Origin of the sequence: Vibrio splendidus 12E03 (assembly GCF_000272105.2) — a bacterium.
Taxonomy (GTDB): Bacteria; Pseudomonadota; Gammaproteobacteria; order Enterobacterales; family Vibrionaceae; genus Vibrio; species Vibrio splendidus_I.
Genome location: NZ_AJZD02000062.1, coordinates 50707 through 66308, shown reverse-complemented (window position 1 = coordinate 66308; position 15602 = coordinate 50707). Strand labels below are relative to the sequence as shown.

Annotated in this window: 16 protein-coding genes; 3 read left to right on the top strand and 13 right to left on the bottom strand. The window is 43.6% G+C overall.

Going from position 1 to position 15602, the window contains the following annotated elements; genetic code table 11:
* Positions 1-20 precede the first annotated feature (20 nt).
* The gene (gene lrp, locus A142_RS05765) at positions 21-515 is read right to left on the bottom strand and encodes a leucine-responsive transcriptional regulator Lrp (protein WP_004734558.1); all 495 of its coding nucleotides are present in this window, start codon (positions 513-515) and stop codon (positions 21-23) included.
* 156 nt (positions 516-671) lie between these two features.
* On the opposite strand from lrp, the gene ald reads away from it, so the two are divergent.
* Positions 672-1796 (top strand): alanine dehydrogenase, encoded by a 1125-nt coding sequence (gene ald, locus A142_RS05760; RefSeq protein ID WP_019822472.1) that lies wholly within the window; start codon positions 672-674, stop codon positions 1794-1796.
* A gap of 155 nt (positions 1797-1951) precedes the next feature.
* Here ald and A142_RS05755 read toward each other — a convergent pair whose 3' ends face one another.
* On the bottom strand, positions 1952-3154 hold the full coding sequence (locus tag A142_RS05755; RefSeq protein WP_019822471.1) for a methyltransferase: 1203 nt from the start codon (positions 3152-3154) through the stop codon (positions 1952-1954).
* A 140-nt stretch (positions 3155-3294) separates the two neighbouring features.
* Entirely contained in the window at positions 3295-4269 is a 975-nt protein-coding gene (gene cysB, locus A142_RS05750) for an HTH-type transcriptional regulator CysB (RefSeq protein WP_017060244.1), read from the bottom strand.
* A gap of 322 nt (positions 4270-4591) precedes the next feature.
* Between cysB and A142_RS05745 the strand changes: the two genes are divergently transcribed.
* Entirely contained in the window at positions 4592-5356 is a 765-nt protein-coding gene (locus A142_RS05745) for a hypothetical protein (RefSeq protein WP_019822470.1), read from the top strand.
* A 143-nt stretch (positions 5357-5499) separates the two neighbouring features.
* Positions 5500-6255 carry a tRNA isopentenyl-2-thiomethyl-A-37 hydroxylase MiaE gene (gene miaE / locus A142_RS05740; RefSeq protein ID WP_017060242.1) on the top strand — a complete coding sequence of 252 codons (756 nt, stop codon included), beginning with the start codon at positions 5500-5502 and terminating at the stop codon, positions 6253-6255.
* 104 nt (positions 6256-6359) lie between these two features.
* Here the strand turns inward: miaE and pyrF are convergent, their stop codons facing one another.
* From pyrF to msbA, 10 genes are all read right to left on the bottom strand, one after another.
* Positions 6360-7055, bottom strand: coding sequence for an orotidine-5'-phosphate decarboxylase (gene pyrF / locus A142_RS05735; RefSeq protein ID WP_017078954.1), 696 nt, complete (start codon positions 7053-7055; stop codon positions 6360-6362).
* A gap of 124 nt (positions 7056-7179) precedes the next feature.
* Complete coding sequence (lapB, locus tag A142_RS05730) at positions 7180-8355, bottom strand: lipopolysaccharide assembly protein LapB (RefSeq protein ID WP_017060240.1); 1176 nt, start codon at positions 8353-8355, stop codon at positions 7180-7182.
* Positions 8356-8367: 12 nt separating this feature from the next.
* Positions 8368-8640, bottom strand: coding sequence for a LapA family protein (locus A142_RS05725; RefSeq protein WP_017066774.1), 273 nt, complete (start codon positions 8638-8640; stop codon positions 8368-8370).
* 129 nt (positions 8641-8769) lie between these two features.
* Positions 8770-9054: an integration host factor subunit beta gene (gene ihfB, locus A142_RS05720; protein WP_017060238.1), complete on the bottom strand. Its 285-nt coding sequence runs from the start codon at positions 9052-9054 to the stop codon at positions 8770-8772.
* A gap of 121 nt (positions 9055-9175) precedes the next feature.
* Positions 9176-10846: a 30S ribosomal protein S1 gene (gene rpsA, locus A142_RS05715; protein WP_010439921.1), complete on the bottom strand. Its 1671-nt coding sequence runs from the start codon at positions 10844-10846 to the stop codon at positions 9176-9178.
* 106 nt (positions 10847-10952) lie between these two features.
* Complete coding sequence (cmk, locus tag A142_RS05710) at positions 10953-11633, bottom strand: (d)CMP kinase (protein WP_017060237.1); 681 nt, start codon at positions 11631-11633, stop codon at positions 10953-10955.
* 292 nt (positions 11634-11925) lie between these two features.
* Positions 11926-12672, bottom strand: a complete 747-nt coding sequence (gene kdsB, locus A142_RS05705) for a 3-deoxy-manno-octulosonate cytidylyltransferase (RefSeq protein ID WP_009847141.1) — start codon at positions 12670-12672, stop codon at positions 11926-11928.
* Positions 12672-12851 carry a Trm112 family protein gene (locus A142_RS05700; RefSeq protein ID WP_004736429.1) on the bottom strand — a complete coding sequence of 60 codons (180 nt, stop codon included), beginning with the start codon at positions 12849-12851 and terminating at the stop codon, positions 12672-12674. The genes kdsB and A142_RS05700 overlap by 1 nt, the downstream gene beginning before the upstream one ends.
* Positions 12832-13839, bottom strand: coding sequence for a tetraacyldisaccharide 4'-kinase (lpxK, locus tag A142_RS05695; protein WP_019822468.1), 1008 nt, complete (start codon positions 13837-13839; stop codon positions 12832-12834). The genes A142_RS05700 and lpxK overlap by 20 nt, the downstream gene beginning before the upstream one ends.
* A 14-nt stretch (positions 13840-13853) precedes the next feature.
* On the bottom strand, positions 13854-15602 hold the full coding sequence (gene msbA, locus A142_RS05690) for a lipid A ABC transporter ATP-binding protein/permease MsbA (RefSeq protein WP_029405461.1): 1749 nt from the start codon (positions 15600-15602) through the stop codon (positions 13854-13856).

The window sequence follows — 15602 nt, the reverse complement described above, 5'->3', positions numbered from 1 at the left end:
TTTCATTTCACCAATTGTGATTAACGAGTTTTAATCACAAGTTGATTAGTTTGTTTCACTTCTTCCATTACAACGTAGGTACGAGTGTCGTTTACGCCTGGTAGACGCAGTAACGTATCACCCAGTAACTTACGGTAAGCACCCATATCCGATACACGTGTTTTTAGAAGATAGTCAAAATCACCCGACACTAAATGACACTCTTGGATGTCATCAAGTTTCTGAACAGCGGTGTTGAATTGTTCGAACACATCTGGCGCACCACGGTTCAAAGTAATTTCAACAAACACTAAAAGTGAAGCATCAAGGTACTGTGGGTTCAGCAACGCTGTGTACCCAGTAATGTAACCTTGACGTTCTAAACGACGAACACGCTCAAGACATGGAGTCGGAGAAAGTCCTACTCGTTTTGAGAGTTCAACGTTTGAGATACGACCGTCTTTTTGCAACTCATTAAGAATGTTGCGGTCAATACGATCTAGTTCCTTGGACGGCTTCTTATAATTGTCTGCCATTTTTTATTCCACCTTATTACTTCCTTGCAAAAAAATATACTACAACTTTTTAATATTCAGTATCAAATTTTATCTAAACCTATCTATACTAGATATTAATTCGACAGAATTACCCTACACATAGATAAAACAACCAAAATAAAATGAGGAGTCAGGATGATCATTGGCGTACCTAAGGAAATCAAAAACCACGAATACCGCGTTGGTATGACCCCAGCTAGCGTGAGAGAACTAATCTCACACGGCCACCAAGTTTTTGTAGAAACCAATGCCGGTACTGGTATCGGTTTTTCAGACGATGATTACATCGCTGTAGGCGCATCCATTCTTCCTACTGCTGCTGACGTTTTCGCGAAAGCAGAGATGATTGTAAAGGTTAAAGAACCTCAAGCTGTCGAGCGAGCTATGCTTCGCGAAGGGCAAATATTATTTACCTATTTACACCTTGCACCAGATTTTCCACAAACTGAAGAGCTGATCAAGAGCAAAGCTGTCTGCGTAGCCTATGAGACTGTAACAGATAATATGGGTCGCTTGCCACTATTAGCACCAATGTCTGAAGTCGCTGGTCGCATGTCTATTCAAGCAGGTGCACAAACATTAGAGAAATCTAACGGTGGTTGTGGTCTTCTTCTTGGTGGCGTTCCTGGCGTTGAACCAGCAAAAGTTGTTGTTGTTGGCGGCGGTGTTGTAGGCGCTAACGCAGCACGTATGGCTGTTGGTCTTCGCGCAGATGTTACAATTCTTGACCGTAACGTAGATACGCTTCGTCGCCTTGATGAAGAATTCCAAGGTCGCGCAAAAGTAGTTTATTCTACTGAAGACGCTATCGAGAAGCATGTTCTAGAAGCAGACCTAGTGATTGGTGCAGTACTAATCCCAGGTGCAGCGGCTCCTAAACTTGTTACAAAAGAGCACATCGCTAAGATGAAGCCAGGTTCAGCAGTTGTTGACGTTGCAATCGACCAAGGTGGTTGTTTTGAAACTTCACACGCTACAACGCACGCAGACCCAACTTACATCGTTGACGATGTAGTTCACTACTGTGTTGCTAACATGCCAGGTGCCGTTGCTCGTACTTCAACTTACGCACTAAACAATGCAACACTTCCTTACATTGTTAAGCTAGCGAACAAAGGTTACCGCGAAGCACTTCTATCTGATAAAGGCTTCCTAGAAGGTCTAAACGTAATCCACGGTAAAGTGACTTGTAAAGAAGTTGCAGAGAGCTTTGACCTAGAATACGTAGACCCAGCAGAAGCAATCGTAATGTTTAACTAATGATGTAATGACTAACTGAACGCAATAATCTTCTCGTTGAAGCGTTCCGTTAACTCATACACATTAAACAAAAAGCCAGTACGACATTATGTCGCGCTGGCTTTTTTGCATTAATGGATTTAGTTCGTAAAAACACGTAACAGTACGATTTACCACTAGCGCTCGATTTTAACCCCATGAATCAATAGATTTCTTGGCGTAATACTGCGTTCACAGAACTCTTCAATCGTAGCTTCATAACCTTGCTCTTGCAGATAGATAGCGCGATCTAAAGCCAGCCATATCTCTAAAGGTCTTCTAAAGACTTGTTGAACCAAACTCAGCTTTTCCATTTCCCAGAAAAGCACTTCGCCTTGAACCAAATAAGAGTCAAAATCGATATCGGAACCCAGCGACATCTCTTTCACTTCAGATGCCCAACGGCAGAAGGATTCAAAACCCTCAGCTAACTCTGATTTTTTGATGCTCGGTACAGGAATATATTCGTCAATGTTAAGTTCAGCCTTAAGTAACTGGCTGAAGCCTAGACGATAGCTCATCTCTAGTTGACGATGTCTTTTTACTCTTTCACCACCAGTGACGGTTTCTTGAAGCGGGATTCTTAAATCGCTCTTACTTAACGTTAATGCTGATCTTTTCGAGACAAAAGACATCGCTTGGTAGTTTTCGTCTCGAATAAGATGATAACAACAAGGGGAAATCGTGACCGCGGGTAGCCCATGTGACACTGACTTTTTAACTAACTCAACATGAAGATCGCCACAAGCATGAAGGGCTACTGCATGTTGGTTTGAGTTAAATACGTCATCGGCCTTGTCTGAAAACGCATCTCCTTGAACAAAATTCATCGCTAACTTCTGGTCATCCGCAATCTTTTGTCCGCTTTCGCATAACGATTGCTGCCATTCAAAGCTAGTGACTTTTTGATCCGATTGCTGAGATAGGATTCGACCAAGAAAGCCTTTACCAGAACACCATTCGAGCCACTCTTTGCCATGGTGATGGCCTAATGCAGCCTCGCCCATTGCGACAATTTGATGTAGCTTTCGGCCAGGAATACCATCAGCAGTACCACGTGGGAGGTCTAAACCAACCAAAGCAGTGTTATCGAACTGGATGTTTTGGGTAGCAGTTTCTAATTCAGGTAGGAAACGAGTCAGTTCCTCGGCCAACAGCTCAGGGTTTTCTTTTAAAGTTTGAATGCTTTCAATGCTTAAGTCTTCTAACCAATCAACGAGTGGACGATTGACCTCTTTCCACGGCTGCTGTTGAGTTTGACATAGGTGAAAAGGCTCTGAACGCCAGTAAATCTGGTGCTCTAGCAAAAATGAATCGAGTATTTTAAATCGTGAATGCATGCTTCCCCCTATGATGCGTGGATTGTAGGGGTAAGAGGTCGAAATGGAAAGACTCGATAAAGAAAACGAAAACTAAAAGCCCAAAAGAAAAACGGCCTGCAAATACAGGCCGAATAAGAATCTAGATTTACACGACGAGATTAACGAACTGGCAGCTCGATATCTTTAAACATCTCTTCTATTTCTTCATTGGATTTCAAAGAAATAGCTTGCTCAACCACAGGGCGAGTTAAGTGCGGTGCAAAACGCTCCATGAAATCAAACATGTAAGAACGCAGGAAGGTACCTTTTCTAAAACCAATGCTGGTTGTGCTCGCACCAAATAGATGGCTCGCATCAATCGCAACCAAATCAGTATCTTGCTCGTGGTCAATCGCCATACTTGCAATTACACCAACACCAATGCCCATACGAACGTAGGTTTTGATTACGTCTGCATCGGTCGCGGTAAACACAACGCGCGGTGTTAACCCTACTTTGTTAAACGCGGTATCAAGCTCAGAACGGCCAGTGAAACCAAATACATAAGTCACGAGAGAGTAAGCCGCAAGATCTTCGATCGTGATATTACGCTTCTGTGCCAGAGGGTGATCTTTGGTCACGACGATCGAACGGTTCCAGTGGTAACAAGGCAGCATAATCGCATCTTGGTAAAGGTGTAGCGCTTCCGTTGCAATCGCAAAATTCGCTGTACCTTTAGCGACGGCTTCTGACATTTGGCTTGGCGTGCCTTGGTGCATGTGAAGCGATACTTTAGGGTAACGCGCCGTGAAACCTTTAATCACATCAGGCAGTGCATAACGAGCTTGAGTATGAGTCGTTGAAATATTCAATGTACCCATCTCTGGATGAGTGTGCTCACCCGCTACCGCTTTAATACTTTCAACGCGTGCCAAAATCTCTTGAGAGATACGAATAATATCTTCACCCGCTTGGGTAACCTGCGTTAGATGCTTGCCGCTACGCTCAAAAATCTGAATACCTAGTTCGTCTTCAAGTAATCTAACTTGCTTACTAATGCCAGGCTGAGATGTGTACAAACTCTCTGCTGTAGCTGAAACATTTAGGTTATGGTTTACAACCTCAACAATGTACTTCAGTTGCTGTAGCTTCATATCTAACCTCGTAATCCTTTACTCATTTCTGTGCTAACTTATTTGCAAAGAGAGCGTTATAGTCGCGTGTAATATAATTAATAGTTATAACGCTTCGAACACAAAAATGACAGAAAAATTGAGTTTTTCTAGCTTAACAAACAAAAACATCACTAACGCTTTGCAACCCAACCCTCATTCTCATACATTAGTTGGTAAGTTTTGATTGCCGATTTCGCTCAACAAGAGATAATCAGAAATTGCAATTTACGAGTGCCGATACACAATGGAATCGTGTATGCTCTCCAGTTAGCAATAGAAAATAATAAGCAGACTCAAATATATGAATATTGGTTTAATAATCGCCTTAGTAGCCGTTCTTTTGGTGTTAGTTTTAGGCTACAACATCATGCTTCAATATAAAGTTAAGGTAGAAACAGCGAAGAAACAGGAAGCTTCTCGTTATCTAACCATTATTGATGGTACAGAAGAACTGATTGGCAACGCTCATCACATGCCGTTTAGCCAAGATCTTCTTGTATGCTTAAACAATCGAATTCTTGATGCATTAGAAAACATGTATCAACTCGATCCAAAAAATAAGCAGCTTGCCCAACGCATTGAAAGCGTAAAACAACAGATTACTCAGCTTAAAGAGAACTACAAAGGTGGCGAGAGTACCGCTTTCCGCTCACCAAGCAGTGACAAGCAAGCGATCATGATGCTTAAGTTAGTTAAACGCCTGCGTGATACGGTACGTAACGAGCACAATAAAGGCCGTTTCGAGACTCAAGCTTATGTGGTTGAAAATGCTCGCCTAGAAACGATTCAAATCCGTATTAACATTGAAAATGTTATTAAACGTGCAAACGATTCGATTTCTCGCGGACAACCAGGCACAGCGATTCAGCTATTACGCAAAGGCATTGATGCTTTAGCGACTAAGAACGACTCCTACTCTAATCAAGCCAAAGAAAAGCTTCAGCAGATGCTCAACGAACTTGACCAGAAACGCCAAGACAAAAACGCTCAAGATTTGCAGCAGATGGAATCTAAAGAGCGTGAAGACGATATGGATGCCCTCTTCGGTCAGAAGAAGAAATGGTAACAGTCTAACTCAACACTTAAAGGCCGCCTTATTTACATTAAATAGGCGGCCTTTTTTGTAGCTGTTGAATTTCCTTTCTCTGTATAGGGAGATCTCTTGAGCTGTGATAAAATCCCCGCATTATCAACAAACTTTCCCTGACCATGTATCAAGAATTACTCGCTCCAATCCACTCTTTTCTTAAAGCCGAAACGCCAGATTCATGGATAGATGAAGCCAAAAAGCCTGAAAATCTTCACATCATTCTACGCGATCACATGCTGTGTGAACTGAAGGCTGCACAGAGTGCTTTGTTCCTTATCCGCAAGTACGCAGTTGATAAAGAAAGCGCGAAACAACTGAATGAATGGATTTTGCCATACGAGCAATTTGCTTACCGTCGTATCGGAGACTTAGAGTCTCTGCGTGGTAAAAGCAACGTATCCAAGCAAATCACAGCGAAAGAAGGCTGTAATTACGGTGCTGACCTAATCGATAAGATGGTTTTACTGATCAAAGAAGAGCTGCATCACTTCTACCAAGTCATGGAGTTGATGGAGAAGAAAGGCGTGACTTACCAGCCAATCGAGGCGGGTCGTTACGCTAAGGGCTTGATCAAACAAGTTAAGACTTACGAGCCTGATGCCCTGGTTGATAAGCTTATCATCGGTGCGTTTATTGAAGCTCGCTCTTGTGAGCGCTTCGCTAAATTGGCTCCTTTCTTGGAAGAAGACATGGAGAAGTTTTACGTGTCTCTACTTCGTTCAGAAGCTCGCCACTACCAAGATTACCTTGAGCTAGCAGAACAGATCGCAGGGAAAGATATTTCAGAGCGTATTTCGCATTTTGCTCAAGTAGAAGCTGATCTTATCACTTCAGAAGACAGCGACTTCAAATTCCATAGTGGTGCTCCGGTTTAGGCTCCACACAGAACATTCAGTCCAGTTTAGACTAATCCAGACTAAAAAATTAAGGCCAGCAATTTGCTGGCCTTCTTTATTTATATCTCAATCCAAATATAGACTTAAGCAAGCGTACCGTTGATCTCTGCAAGTACAGCAGCAGGGTCTATCGCTTGCGTAATCGGACGACCAATAACAAGGTAGTCTGAACCTGATTCAATCGCTTTAGAAGGCGTCATGATGCGCTTCTGGTCACCCACATCTGCGCCGACAGGACGAATACCTGGAGTAACTAGCTTGAACTCTTGACCAAGTGCACCTTTAAGCAAAGAAGCCTCTTGTGCAGAACATACAACACCGTCTAAGCCAGAGTTTTTCGTTAGAGAAGCCAAGCGCATCACTTGTTGTTGTGGTTCAAGATCCAGACCGATACCCGCTAAGTCAGATTGCTCCATACTGGTGAGTACCGTTACACCGATTAACAGTGGACGATCTTTGCCATAAGGTTCTAAGATTTCGCGAGAAGCCGTCATCATACGCTCACCGCCACTTGCGTGTACGTTCACCATCCAAACACCCAGTTCAGCGGCAGCACGGACTGCTTTTGAACATGTGTTCGGGATGTCGTGGAATTTAAGGTCTAAAAATACTGAGAAACCACGCTTATGTAATTCACGAACAAATTCAGGGCCAAACAGGGTAAACATCTCTTTGCCCACTTTTAGGCGGCAAGATGCTGGGTCAATTCGATCGACAAAGGCTAACGCATCCGCTTGATTATCATAATCCAAGGCTACAATGATTTTTTGGTCGTTCATTTCATCTCCTAACGCAGTTAACTTTCTAAAAATTTCTAATCACCTAAGCAGGTGATAAATAACAGTCATAAAAATGCAGCCCGAAAGCTGCAATTAATAATTTGGTCTTAAAGTGACCACAAATCTATTCACCATCAAGCCCACGAATAGGCTTGATCGTCCCCCACCCTTTACATGAAGGGCAGTGCCAATACAAAGAGTGTGTCGAGAAACCACACTGACGACAACGGTAATGAGGCTTAACCTTAAGCTGTTCACCAACCATAGATTGAAGTGTGGTTAAGCTGTCTTTTGCTCGGCCTTCTTCTGCTTCCGCTAGGTGGTAATCGATTAATCGATAAAAACCTTTCATAGTTGGGTTTTTAACAAGCTGCTTTGTCAGTAGCTCTTGAGCTGAGCCTACATCTTCATGGTGAGCAACCAATTGCGCCAGCATCAGTTCGGCAGATACACCGGCTTTCTTCTGAATACACGCTTTGAGGAACTCGACCAATTGAGCTTCTTGTCCAAGCTTGTGGTAACACTCAGCAAGGGTTGGCAACACCTCACTGATAAAATCGATATCTTGTTCAAGTACCGATTCAAGACAATCAATTGTCTTTTGGTAATCTTCGTTCGCTAAGTGGAACTTCCCTAGTGCGATACTTGCGCGAACACATTTAGGGTCTTCAGAAAGCGCCTTCTTAAAATGCTGAAGCGCTTTAGAACGATTACCATCGGCTTGTTCTTGCATTGCAAGCTCACACCAGAAATGCGCAACGGTCGCACGCATCTTCATTTTTTTCTTGCCGAGCTTAACTAAGATATTTCCGTAATGGATAGCCTTGTTCCACTCGCGGGTCTGCTGGTAAATAGCAACCAACTGCTGTAAAGCGCCCTCTTTATGGTCAGGTTCTTCTACAAGCTGTTCAAAGATTTTTTCAGCGCGATCAAGGAAACCAGAGACCATATAGTCTTTGGCTAATTGTTGCAGTGCGAGGTTTTTCTGATCGAGGGTAAGCCCCGAACGAGAGATGAGATTTTGGTGAATGCGAATAGCGCGGTCGACTTCGCCTCTTGAGCGGAACAAGTTGCCCAAAGCTAAGTGAGTATCGATGGTTTCATTGTCTACTTGAAGCAGCTCAATGAAGTGATCAACCGCTTTGTCAGATTGATCTGACAGTAATAGGTTCAAACCCGTCACGTATTGACGGGAGATCTGGTGTGATTGCTTTTGTTTTTCTTGCTGAGCATTACGATTACCCATATACCAGCCATATGCGGCTGCGATGGGCAAAAGTAAGAACAGTAACTCTAACATCAAATATAGCCTTTAAGCTTTAGTATCAGCAGCGACCTGCTTTGATTGCTTATTGAGTTGCTTCTTTAAGCGATGAATTTTTAGCTGAGACCGCATGTGCATGTTACCAAAGACTAACCAAGCAAGGGCGAAGCCTGAAACGAATACAACACCTAATAAACTTGAGAGGTGGAAGTCACCTTGCGCTAGCAGATAGTTGAAATTTACAGTTGTTTGGTTTTGAGAGCCTAAAGCCAGTGCAATTAGGAAAAGTGCGATAACGGCGACTATTTTTATAATTTTCATAGTTCATCACTCATTGGTTGGTTAGCTGTACGATTATGCAGGAAAATTACTAATCAGACCACCATATTATGGTCATAAAAAAGCGGCATACATTATAGTATGCCGCTTTTCTTAATTCCGATAAGTAGGCTACATTCCTGAGTTTACTCGTTCACGCAGCTCTTTACCTGGTTTGAAGTGAGGAACGTATTTACCTTCTAACTCTACCTTGTCACCAGTCTTTGGGTTACGTCCAACACGAGGCTCACGATAATGCAGAGAAAAGCTGCCAAAACCGCGAATTTCGATTCGATCACCACTTTCTAGTGTTGAAGCCATATGCTCTAAAATGTCTTTTACAGCGTCTTCAATTTCTTTTGCAGAAAGATGCGTTTGCTCAGCGCACAGTCTTTCAATCAATTCAGACTTAGTCATAGTTACCCTCGTTGGTTTTCTTTTTAGAAATTATAGACCTATCGGAAAAATAAGCAAAAAAAAAGGAGCCTTACGGCTCCTTTCTTGGCTAGATAGCTATAATTCTCTTAATGAGAAGCTATTATTCGCCTTTAGCAGCTTTGAATGCGTCTGCCATTGCGTTACCGAACGCGCCTTCTTCAGACTTGTTCAGTGAAGCCATTGCTTCTTGCTCATCAGCTTCATCTTTAGCTTTGATAGATAGGTTGATTACGCGGTTCTTACGGTCTACACCAGTGAACTTCGCTTCAACGCTGTCGCCAACGCTTAGGATTAGAGATGCATCTTCGATACGGTCGCGAGAAACTTCAGAAGCGCGGATGTAACCTTCAACGCCTTCGATTAGCTCGATAGTAGCGCCTTTCGCGTCAACTGCAGTAACAGTACCGTTTACAAGAACACCTTTCTTGTTGTCAGCAACGTATGCGTTGAACGGGTCGTTTTCCATTTGCTTAACGCCAAGAGAAATACGCTCACGCTCTGCATCTACTGCTAGAACAACAGCAGAGATTTCGTCGCCTTTCTTGTATTCACGTACAGCTTCTTCGCCGGCAGCGTTCCAAGAAATGTCAGATAGGTGTACAAGACCGTCGATACCGCCTTCTAGACCGATGAAGATACCAAAGTCAGTGATAGACTTGATCTTACCAGTAACTTTGTCGCCCTTAGCTTGCATTTCTGCAAATGACTGCCATGGGTTAGCTTTACACTGTTTCAGACCTAGAGAGATACGACGACGTTCTTCGTCGATATCAAGAACCATAACCTCAACTTCGTCGCCAACATTAACAACTTTAGAAGGGTGGATGTTCTTGTTAGTCCAATCCATTTCAGAAACGTGTACTAGACCTTCAACGCCTTCTTCGATTTCAACGAAGCAGCCGTAGTCAGTTAGGTTTGTAACACGACCAGAAAGCTTGTGACCTTCTGGGTAACGCTTAGCGATTGCTACCCATGGATCTTCGCCTAGTTGCTTAAGACCTAGTGAAACACGAGTGCGCTCACGATCGAACTTAAGAACTTTAACTAGGATTTCGTCACCAACGTTAACGATCTCTGATGGGTGCTTAACGCGCTTCCAAGCCATATCTGTGATATGTAGAAGACCGTCAACACCGCCAAGGTCAACGAATGCACCGTAGTCAGTAAGGTTCTTAACGATACCTTTAACTTCAGTACCTTCTTGTAGAGTTTCAAGAAGTTCGTCACGCTCAACACTGTTTTCAGATTCGATAACAGCACGACGAGAAACAACAACGTTGTTACGCTTCTGGTCTAGCTTGATTACTTTGAACTCTAGCTCTTTGTTTTCTAGGTGAGCAGTGTCACGGATAGGACGTACGTCTACTAGAGAACCTGGAAGGAAAGCACGGATACCGTTAAGTTCAACAGTGAAACCGCCTTTAACTTTACCGTTGATGATACCAACAACAGTTTCAGCTTCTTCACAAGCTTTCTCAAGTACGATCCAAGCTTCGTGACGCTTAGCTTTCTCACGAGAAAGTTGAGTTTCACCGAAACCATCTTCAACAGCGTCTAGAGCTACGTCTACTTCAGCACCAACTTCAACTTCAAGTTCGCCAGCAGCGTTCTTGAATTGTTCAGCAGGGATAGCAGATTCAGACTTAAGACCAGCGTCTACAAGAACGAAACCGTTCTCGATAGCTACTACAGTACCTTTAACGATGCTGCCTTGTTGGAATTCAGTTTCAGATAGAAACTCTTCAAAGAGTTGAGCAAAAGATTCAGTCATTATTTAATCTTCAATAATTAAACGTCCATGGGTATCCTACCGCATGGGGTTGATAAATTCGCCAGTCATCATCCTTGCGACCAACGTTCGTACTAGCTCGGCGAAATTACCCAGCCAGTTTCGATTCAATATAGTGTAGTGCTTTTTCTACTACCTGCTCAATATTCATTGAGGTGGAGTCAAGCACTAGAGCATCCTCTGCAGGGCGAAGTGGCGCCACTGGGCGATTACGATCTCGGTCGTCTCGCTCTTGGATCTCGCTCAAAAGGTCGTCAAATTTAACATCTAACCCCTTCTGTTGCAACTGTTTAAGGCGGCGACTCGCACGCTCTTCAGCACTTGCATCTAAAAATATTTTCGCTTCAGCTTCAGGAAACACAACCGTTCCCATGTCACGACCATCTGCAACCAAACCAGGCGCAGCGCTGAATGCGCGTTGACGACGAAGCAGTGCTTCGCGAACGCGAGGTAAAGCAGCAACTTTTGAAGCCGCCATGCCTGTCTCTTCTTTACGAAGTTCACCAGACACATCTTCACCTTCTAGGATAACCTTAACTAAGTCGCCTTCAGCAATAAACTGCACGTCTAAGTGTGTAGCAAGCGGTACTAAAGCATCCTCTGATTCAGTATCCACACCATGGTGAATTGCCGCTAAAGCCAATACGCGATAGATCGCACCTGAGTCTAGAAGATGAAAGCCTAGCTTATCTGCTAGCAACATACACAGGGTACCTTTACCTGCACCACTTGGTCCATCAACCGTAATCACTGGGCTTTGAGAAGGCATCTTTTACTCCACGTTTTGTCGTAAGTTTTATTCTGTACTAGCGATTCGCCATTACTTTATAGGCGGCATATTATAGAGAAAAATTGGAACTCGAGCGAGGTAAATCTCAGATAATTCCGTGTTGATGATGCATAAAGCAATGCAACTATCTCAATATCCGTTTGCTTAGGTCAATAAGACACACACGCGCTTTTCGATAGCGCACTTTTCGTTAGATAGAAAAAAGCCTCGCAATAGGCAAGGCTCATCATTTCTAATTTTGTAGAGCAAAGAAGAACTCGCTCAAAGAAGCTTAGCCAATAATAGCTCGAACCGCTTCTAGGTCTTCAGGCGTATCAACACCAGCAGCCGGCGCTTCCGCCGCAACATCTACGTGGATTTTTTCACCGTACCAAAGCACGCGTAATTGCTCTAGGCACTCAATACGCTCAAGAGTACTTGGTTCCCAATTGATGTAGGTATTGATAAAACCCGCTCGGTAAGCATAGATACCAATATGACGAAGCAAAGGAGATTCCGCTGCAGTACCGTTGTTCGCGTAAGCATCGCGATCCCAAGGTATGGTTGCTCGGCTAAAATACAAGGCGTAACCGTCTTTATCAGTTACAACTTTAACGGCATTAGGGTTAAACACTTCATCAGCATGAGTAATTTCCACACCTAACGTTGCCATCGGAGCTGTACTGTTCGCAAGATTATTGGCAACCTGATTAATGATCGCAGGTGGAATAAGTGGCTCATCACCTTGAACATTCACGATAATATGATCATCAGGAATCTTCATAACTTCAATCACTTCAGCTAGGCGTTCAGTGCCTGACTCATGATTCGGTGATGTCATACAAACGGTCGCGCCAAATGCTTTAGCCGCTTTTTCAACTCGAGCGTCGTCAGTAGCGATAATAACGTTATCGGCACCCGCTTTCATTGACTGTTCGTATACCCATTGAATCATCGGCTTTCCACCAATGTCAGCAAGTGGCTTCCCCGGTAAACGGCTCGATTGATATCTTGCAGGTATAACAACCGTATAAGACATTACTTACCCTCATCCATAGAAACGGTGCGAGCTTCAGGTTCTAAAAGAACAGGAATACCCTCTTTAATTGGGTAAGCAAGGCGATCAATTTTACAAACAAGCTCTTGCTTATCCTTGTCAAAAGTTAGTTTACCTTTACATACAGGGCAAGCAACGATCTCAAGTAGACGGTGATCCATAGTATTCCATAACCTCTTTTATTCTTTTTAAAATTTGCTGTTGCGAATCTTCATCAAACTGCGCAGAAACTGGAAGATACCACCAGTTATCTTGCGCATATTCTTCGCATTTTACAGCGTCTTTTTCTGTCATAATCAGATTCATACCTTTATTAGCTAAGGCATGAAGTTCATCTTGATCAAAATCTTGATGGTCGGCGAAGCCCTGTGTGAAAACCACATCACCATCAAGATCTTCCAATGTTTTAAAAAAGCGCGGTGGGTGGCCAATACCGGCAAAAGCCACCAGCTTCTGTAATTCTGCCACAGACCTTTTCTGACCAGTCTTTAGGTTAACTGCTTGGCTTGGAAGCAAAGACATCGAGAACTCTCGACCGTGCGCTTTACCGCCATTGTTTACCAAAAAGTCGACTTCATCTAAACGAGAAACCGGCTCTCGTAATGGACCTAAAGGAATCAAACTCTCACTACCAAAGCGTCTTGCGCCGTCGATAACTGCAAATTCAATGTCGCGTTCAAGCGCGTAATGCTGAAGGCCATCGTCAGTGATAATCACATCAACGCCTTTGCTCAGCAATGCTTTCACTGCGTTAGCTCGCACAGGGTCGACTGCGACTGGCGCACCAGTTCGCTTACGAATCAAGCGAGGTTCATCACCCGAATGCTCAGCTGGGGTATTTTCATCCAACACCAACGGATAGCTTGGTGCTTTTGCACCGTAGCCACGAGATACGACTCCGGGTTTAAAGCCGTTGGCTTGCAACATCTCAACTAACCAAATCACAACCGGTGTTTTACCATTTCCACCAGCAGTAATATTGCCCACAACAATAACAGGTAAAGGCGGGCGGTAGGTCTCTTTCTTCCCCGATAGATAAGCGTCACGGCGCTGACTACTGATCATTTTGAACAGCAGACTCAGTGGCCACAAAAGCGGCCAGAGAAGATATTTCAACGGGTGATTGTTAAACCAAATCTTTTCGATCACAACAAGACCTAATCTTATCCGCTGAACTGAATTCGGTGTAATTGTGCATAGGCGCCATCATGTGCGATTAGCTCAGCATGTGCGCCCCTTTCTACAATATGACCATCATCAACCACTAGAATCTCATCGGCTTGCTCGATGGTAGAGAGTCGGTGTGCGATAACTAATACTGTTTTGTCTTTCTGCAGCTCTTCTAGTGCGGATTGAATAGCTCTCTCTGACTCTGTATCCAGTGCAGACGTTGCCTCATCAAGAATCAAAACCGGAGCATCTCTCAATAGCGCTCGAGCAATCGCAATACGCTGTCTTTGACCACCAGAAAGACTCGCGCCATTCTCGCCCACAACAGTATCAATGCCATTTTCCATGCCATCGATAAACTCACTTGCATGAGCAAGCTTAGCCGCGTGTTCGATCTGCTCACGTGAATACTGTTCTTCTGCTGCGTAAGCGATGTTGTTAGCCACCGTATCGTTAAACAGATGTACATTTTGAGAAACGAGAGCAAAGTGCTCACGCAGGTTTCTCAATTCGTAATCACGAATGTCGTGGCCATCAAGCTCAATTGAACCAGAGTCTACGTCATAAAAACGAGTAAATAGGTTGGCAATGGTACTCTTACCCGAACCCGACCGCCCAACAAGCGCAACCGTTTTACCTTTCGGTATATTAAAGCTGACCTTATCAAGTGCTGGTTTCTCTGCACCGTCATAAGTAAACGTGACATCTTTTACTGCAACTTCACCCGTTACAGTTTCAGGTTTCAACGTTCCTTTGTTTTGCTCGGTATCTAGATCCATCAAACCAAATAGAGTCGTACTCGCAGCCATACCACGTTGGAATTCAGACGTTACGTTAGTTAACGCCTTTAGCGGACGTAATAGACCAAACATTGCAGAGAACACAACAGTGAATGTACCAGGAGTAAGCTCGGCTTTAATAGAATCGACACTAGCAAGGAATAGAACAACAACAATCGCAACTGATGCGATCATTTGAATAATTGGGTTAGCAGCCGCTTGAGCCGTGATTAGCTTCATGCTTTGTTGGCGCATTTGGTTACTAACTTTATCAAAGCGGTGTTTTTCTAGATCTTGACCACCGTAAGTTAGAACCACTTTATGCCCTTTCAGCATTTGTTCAGCTGAAGAAGCAACGTGACCCATGCTGGTTTGCATGTTCTTAGAGATCTTTCTGAATCGCTTCGATACGATACTGATCGCCCACGCAACAAGAGGAGCAACCGCAAATAGAACCAAAGACAACTGCCAGCTGTTCCAGAACATCAATGTTAGCAAGCCAATAATGCTTGCACCTTCACGCACAATGCTGACTAGCGCTTTACTCGTCGCGGCAGACACTTGCTCAGAATCGTAAGTAATTCGAGATAGCAGCGCACCTGTCTGTTCTTTATCGAAGAAAGAAACAGGCATGTGCATGAAATGGCTGAAAATTTTGCGACGAATTTCCATAACCACATTGCCAGAAACCCAGCTCAAGCAATAGGTTGAGACGAAACCACTGACACCACGAATGAACATCATGGCAAAGATAATGATTGGAAGCGTGCGTAAAAAGTCAGATTCAGCATTACCAAAGCCTTCATCAAGTAACGGCTTTAGTAAGGAAATCATATAGGTATCAGAAACGGCATTTATAATAAGCGCAATTACCGCAACACCTAGGCCGGCCTTATATAATCGAATATAAGTCCAAAGTCTTTTAAATGTGACCCAGGTAGTTTCATCTGTTTGTGTTGACAT

Excerpts from the sequence above, each read along its gene's own strand:
- cmk (WP_017060237.1), bottom strand. The coding sequence starts at position 11,633 with ATGCCTTCTCAAAGCCCAGTGATTACGGTTGATGGACCAAGTGGTGCA.
- msbA (WP_029405461.1), bottom strand. The coding sequence starts at position 15,602 with ATGTCAACACAAACAGATGAAACTACCTGGGTCACATTTAAAAGACTT.
- pyrF (WP_017078954.1), bottom strand. The coding sequence starts at position 7,055 with ATGAACGACCAAAAAATCATTGTAGCCTTGGATTATGATAATCAAGCG.
- A142_RS05700 (WP_004736429.1), bottom strand. The coding sequence starts at position 12,851 with ATGGATCACCGTCTACTTGAGATCGTTGCTTGCCCTGTATGTAAAGGT.
- miaE (WP_017060242.1), top strand. The coding sequence starts at position 5,500 with ATGTATCAAGAATTACTCGCTCCAATCCACTCTTTTCTTAAAGCCGAA.
- A142_RS05755 (WP_019822471.1), bottom strand. The coding sequence starts at position 3,154 with ATGCATTCACGATTTAAAATACTCGATTCATTTTTGCTAGAGCACCAG.
- ald (WP_019822472.1), top strand. The coding sequence starts at position 672 with ATGATCATTGGCGTACCTAAGGAAATCAAAAACCACGAATACCGCGTT.
- cysB (WP_017060244.1), bottom strand. The coding sequence starts at position 4,269 with ATGAAGCTACAGCAACTGAAGTACATTGTTGAGGTTGTAAACCATAAC.
- ihfB (WP_017060238.1), bottom strand. The coding sequence starts at position 9,054 with ATGACTAAGTCTGAATTGATTGAAAGACTGTGCGCTGAGCAAACGCAT.
- lrp (WP_004734558.1), bottom strand. The coding sequence starts at position 515 with ATGGCAGACAATTATAAGAAGCCGTCCAAGGAACTAGATCGTATTGAC.
- A142_RS05725 (WP_017066774.1), bottom strand. The coding sequence starts at position 8,640 with ATGAAAATTATAAAAATAGTCGCCGTTATCGCACTTTTCCTAATTGCA.
- lapB (WP_017060240.1), bottom strand. The coding sequence starts at position 8,355 with ATGTTAGAGTTACTGTTCTTACTTTTGCCCATCGCAGCCGCATATGGC.
- kdsB (WP_009847141.1), bottom strand. The coding sequence starts at position 12,672 with ATGTCTTATACGGTTGTTATACCTGCAAGATATCAATCGAGCCGTTTA.
- rpsA (WP_010439921.1), bottom strand. The coding sequence starts at position 10,846 with ATGACTGAATCTTTTGCTCAACTCTTTGAAGAGTTTCTATCTGAAACT.
- A142_RS05745 (WP_019822470.1), top strand. The coding sequence starts at position 4,592 with ATGAATATTGGTTTAATAATCGCCTTAGTAGCCGTTCTTTTGGTGTTA.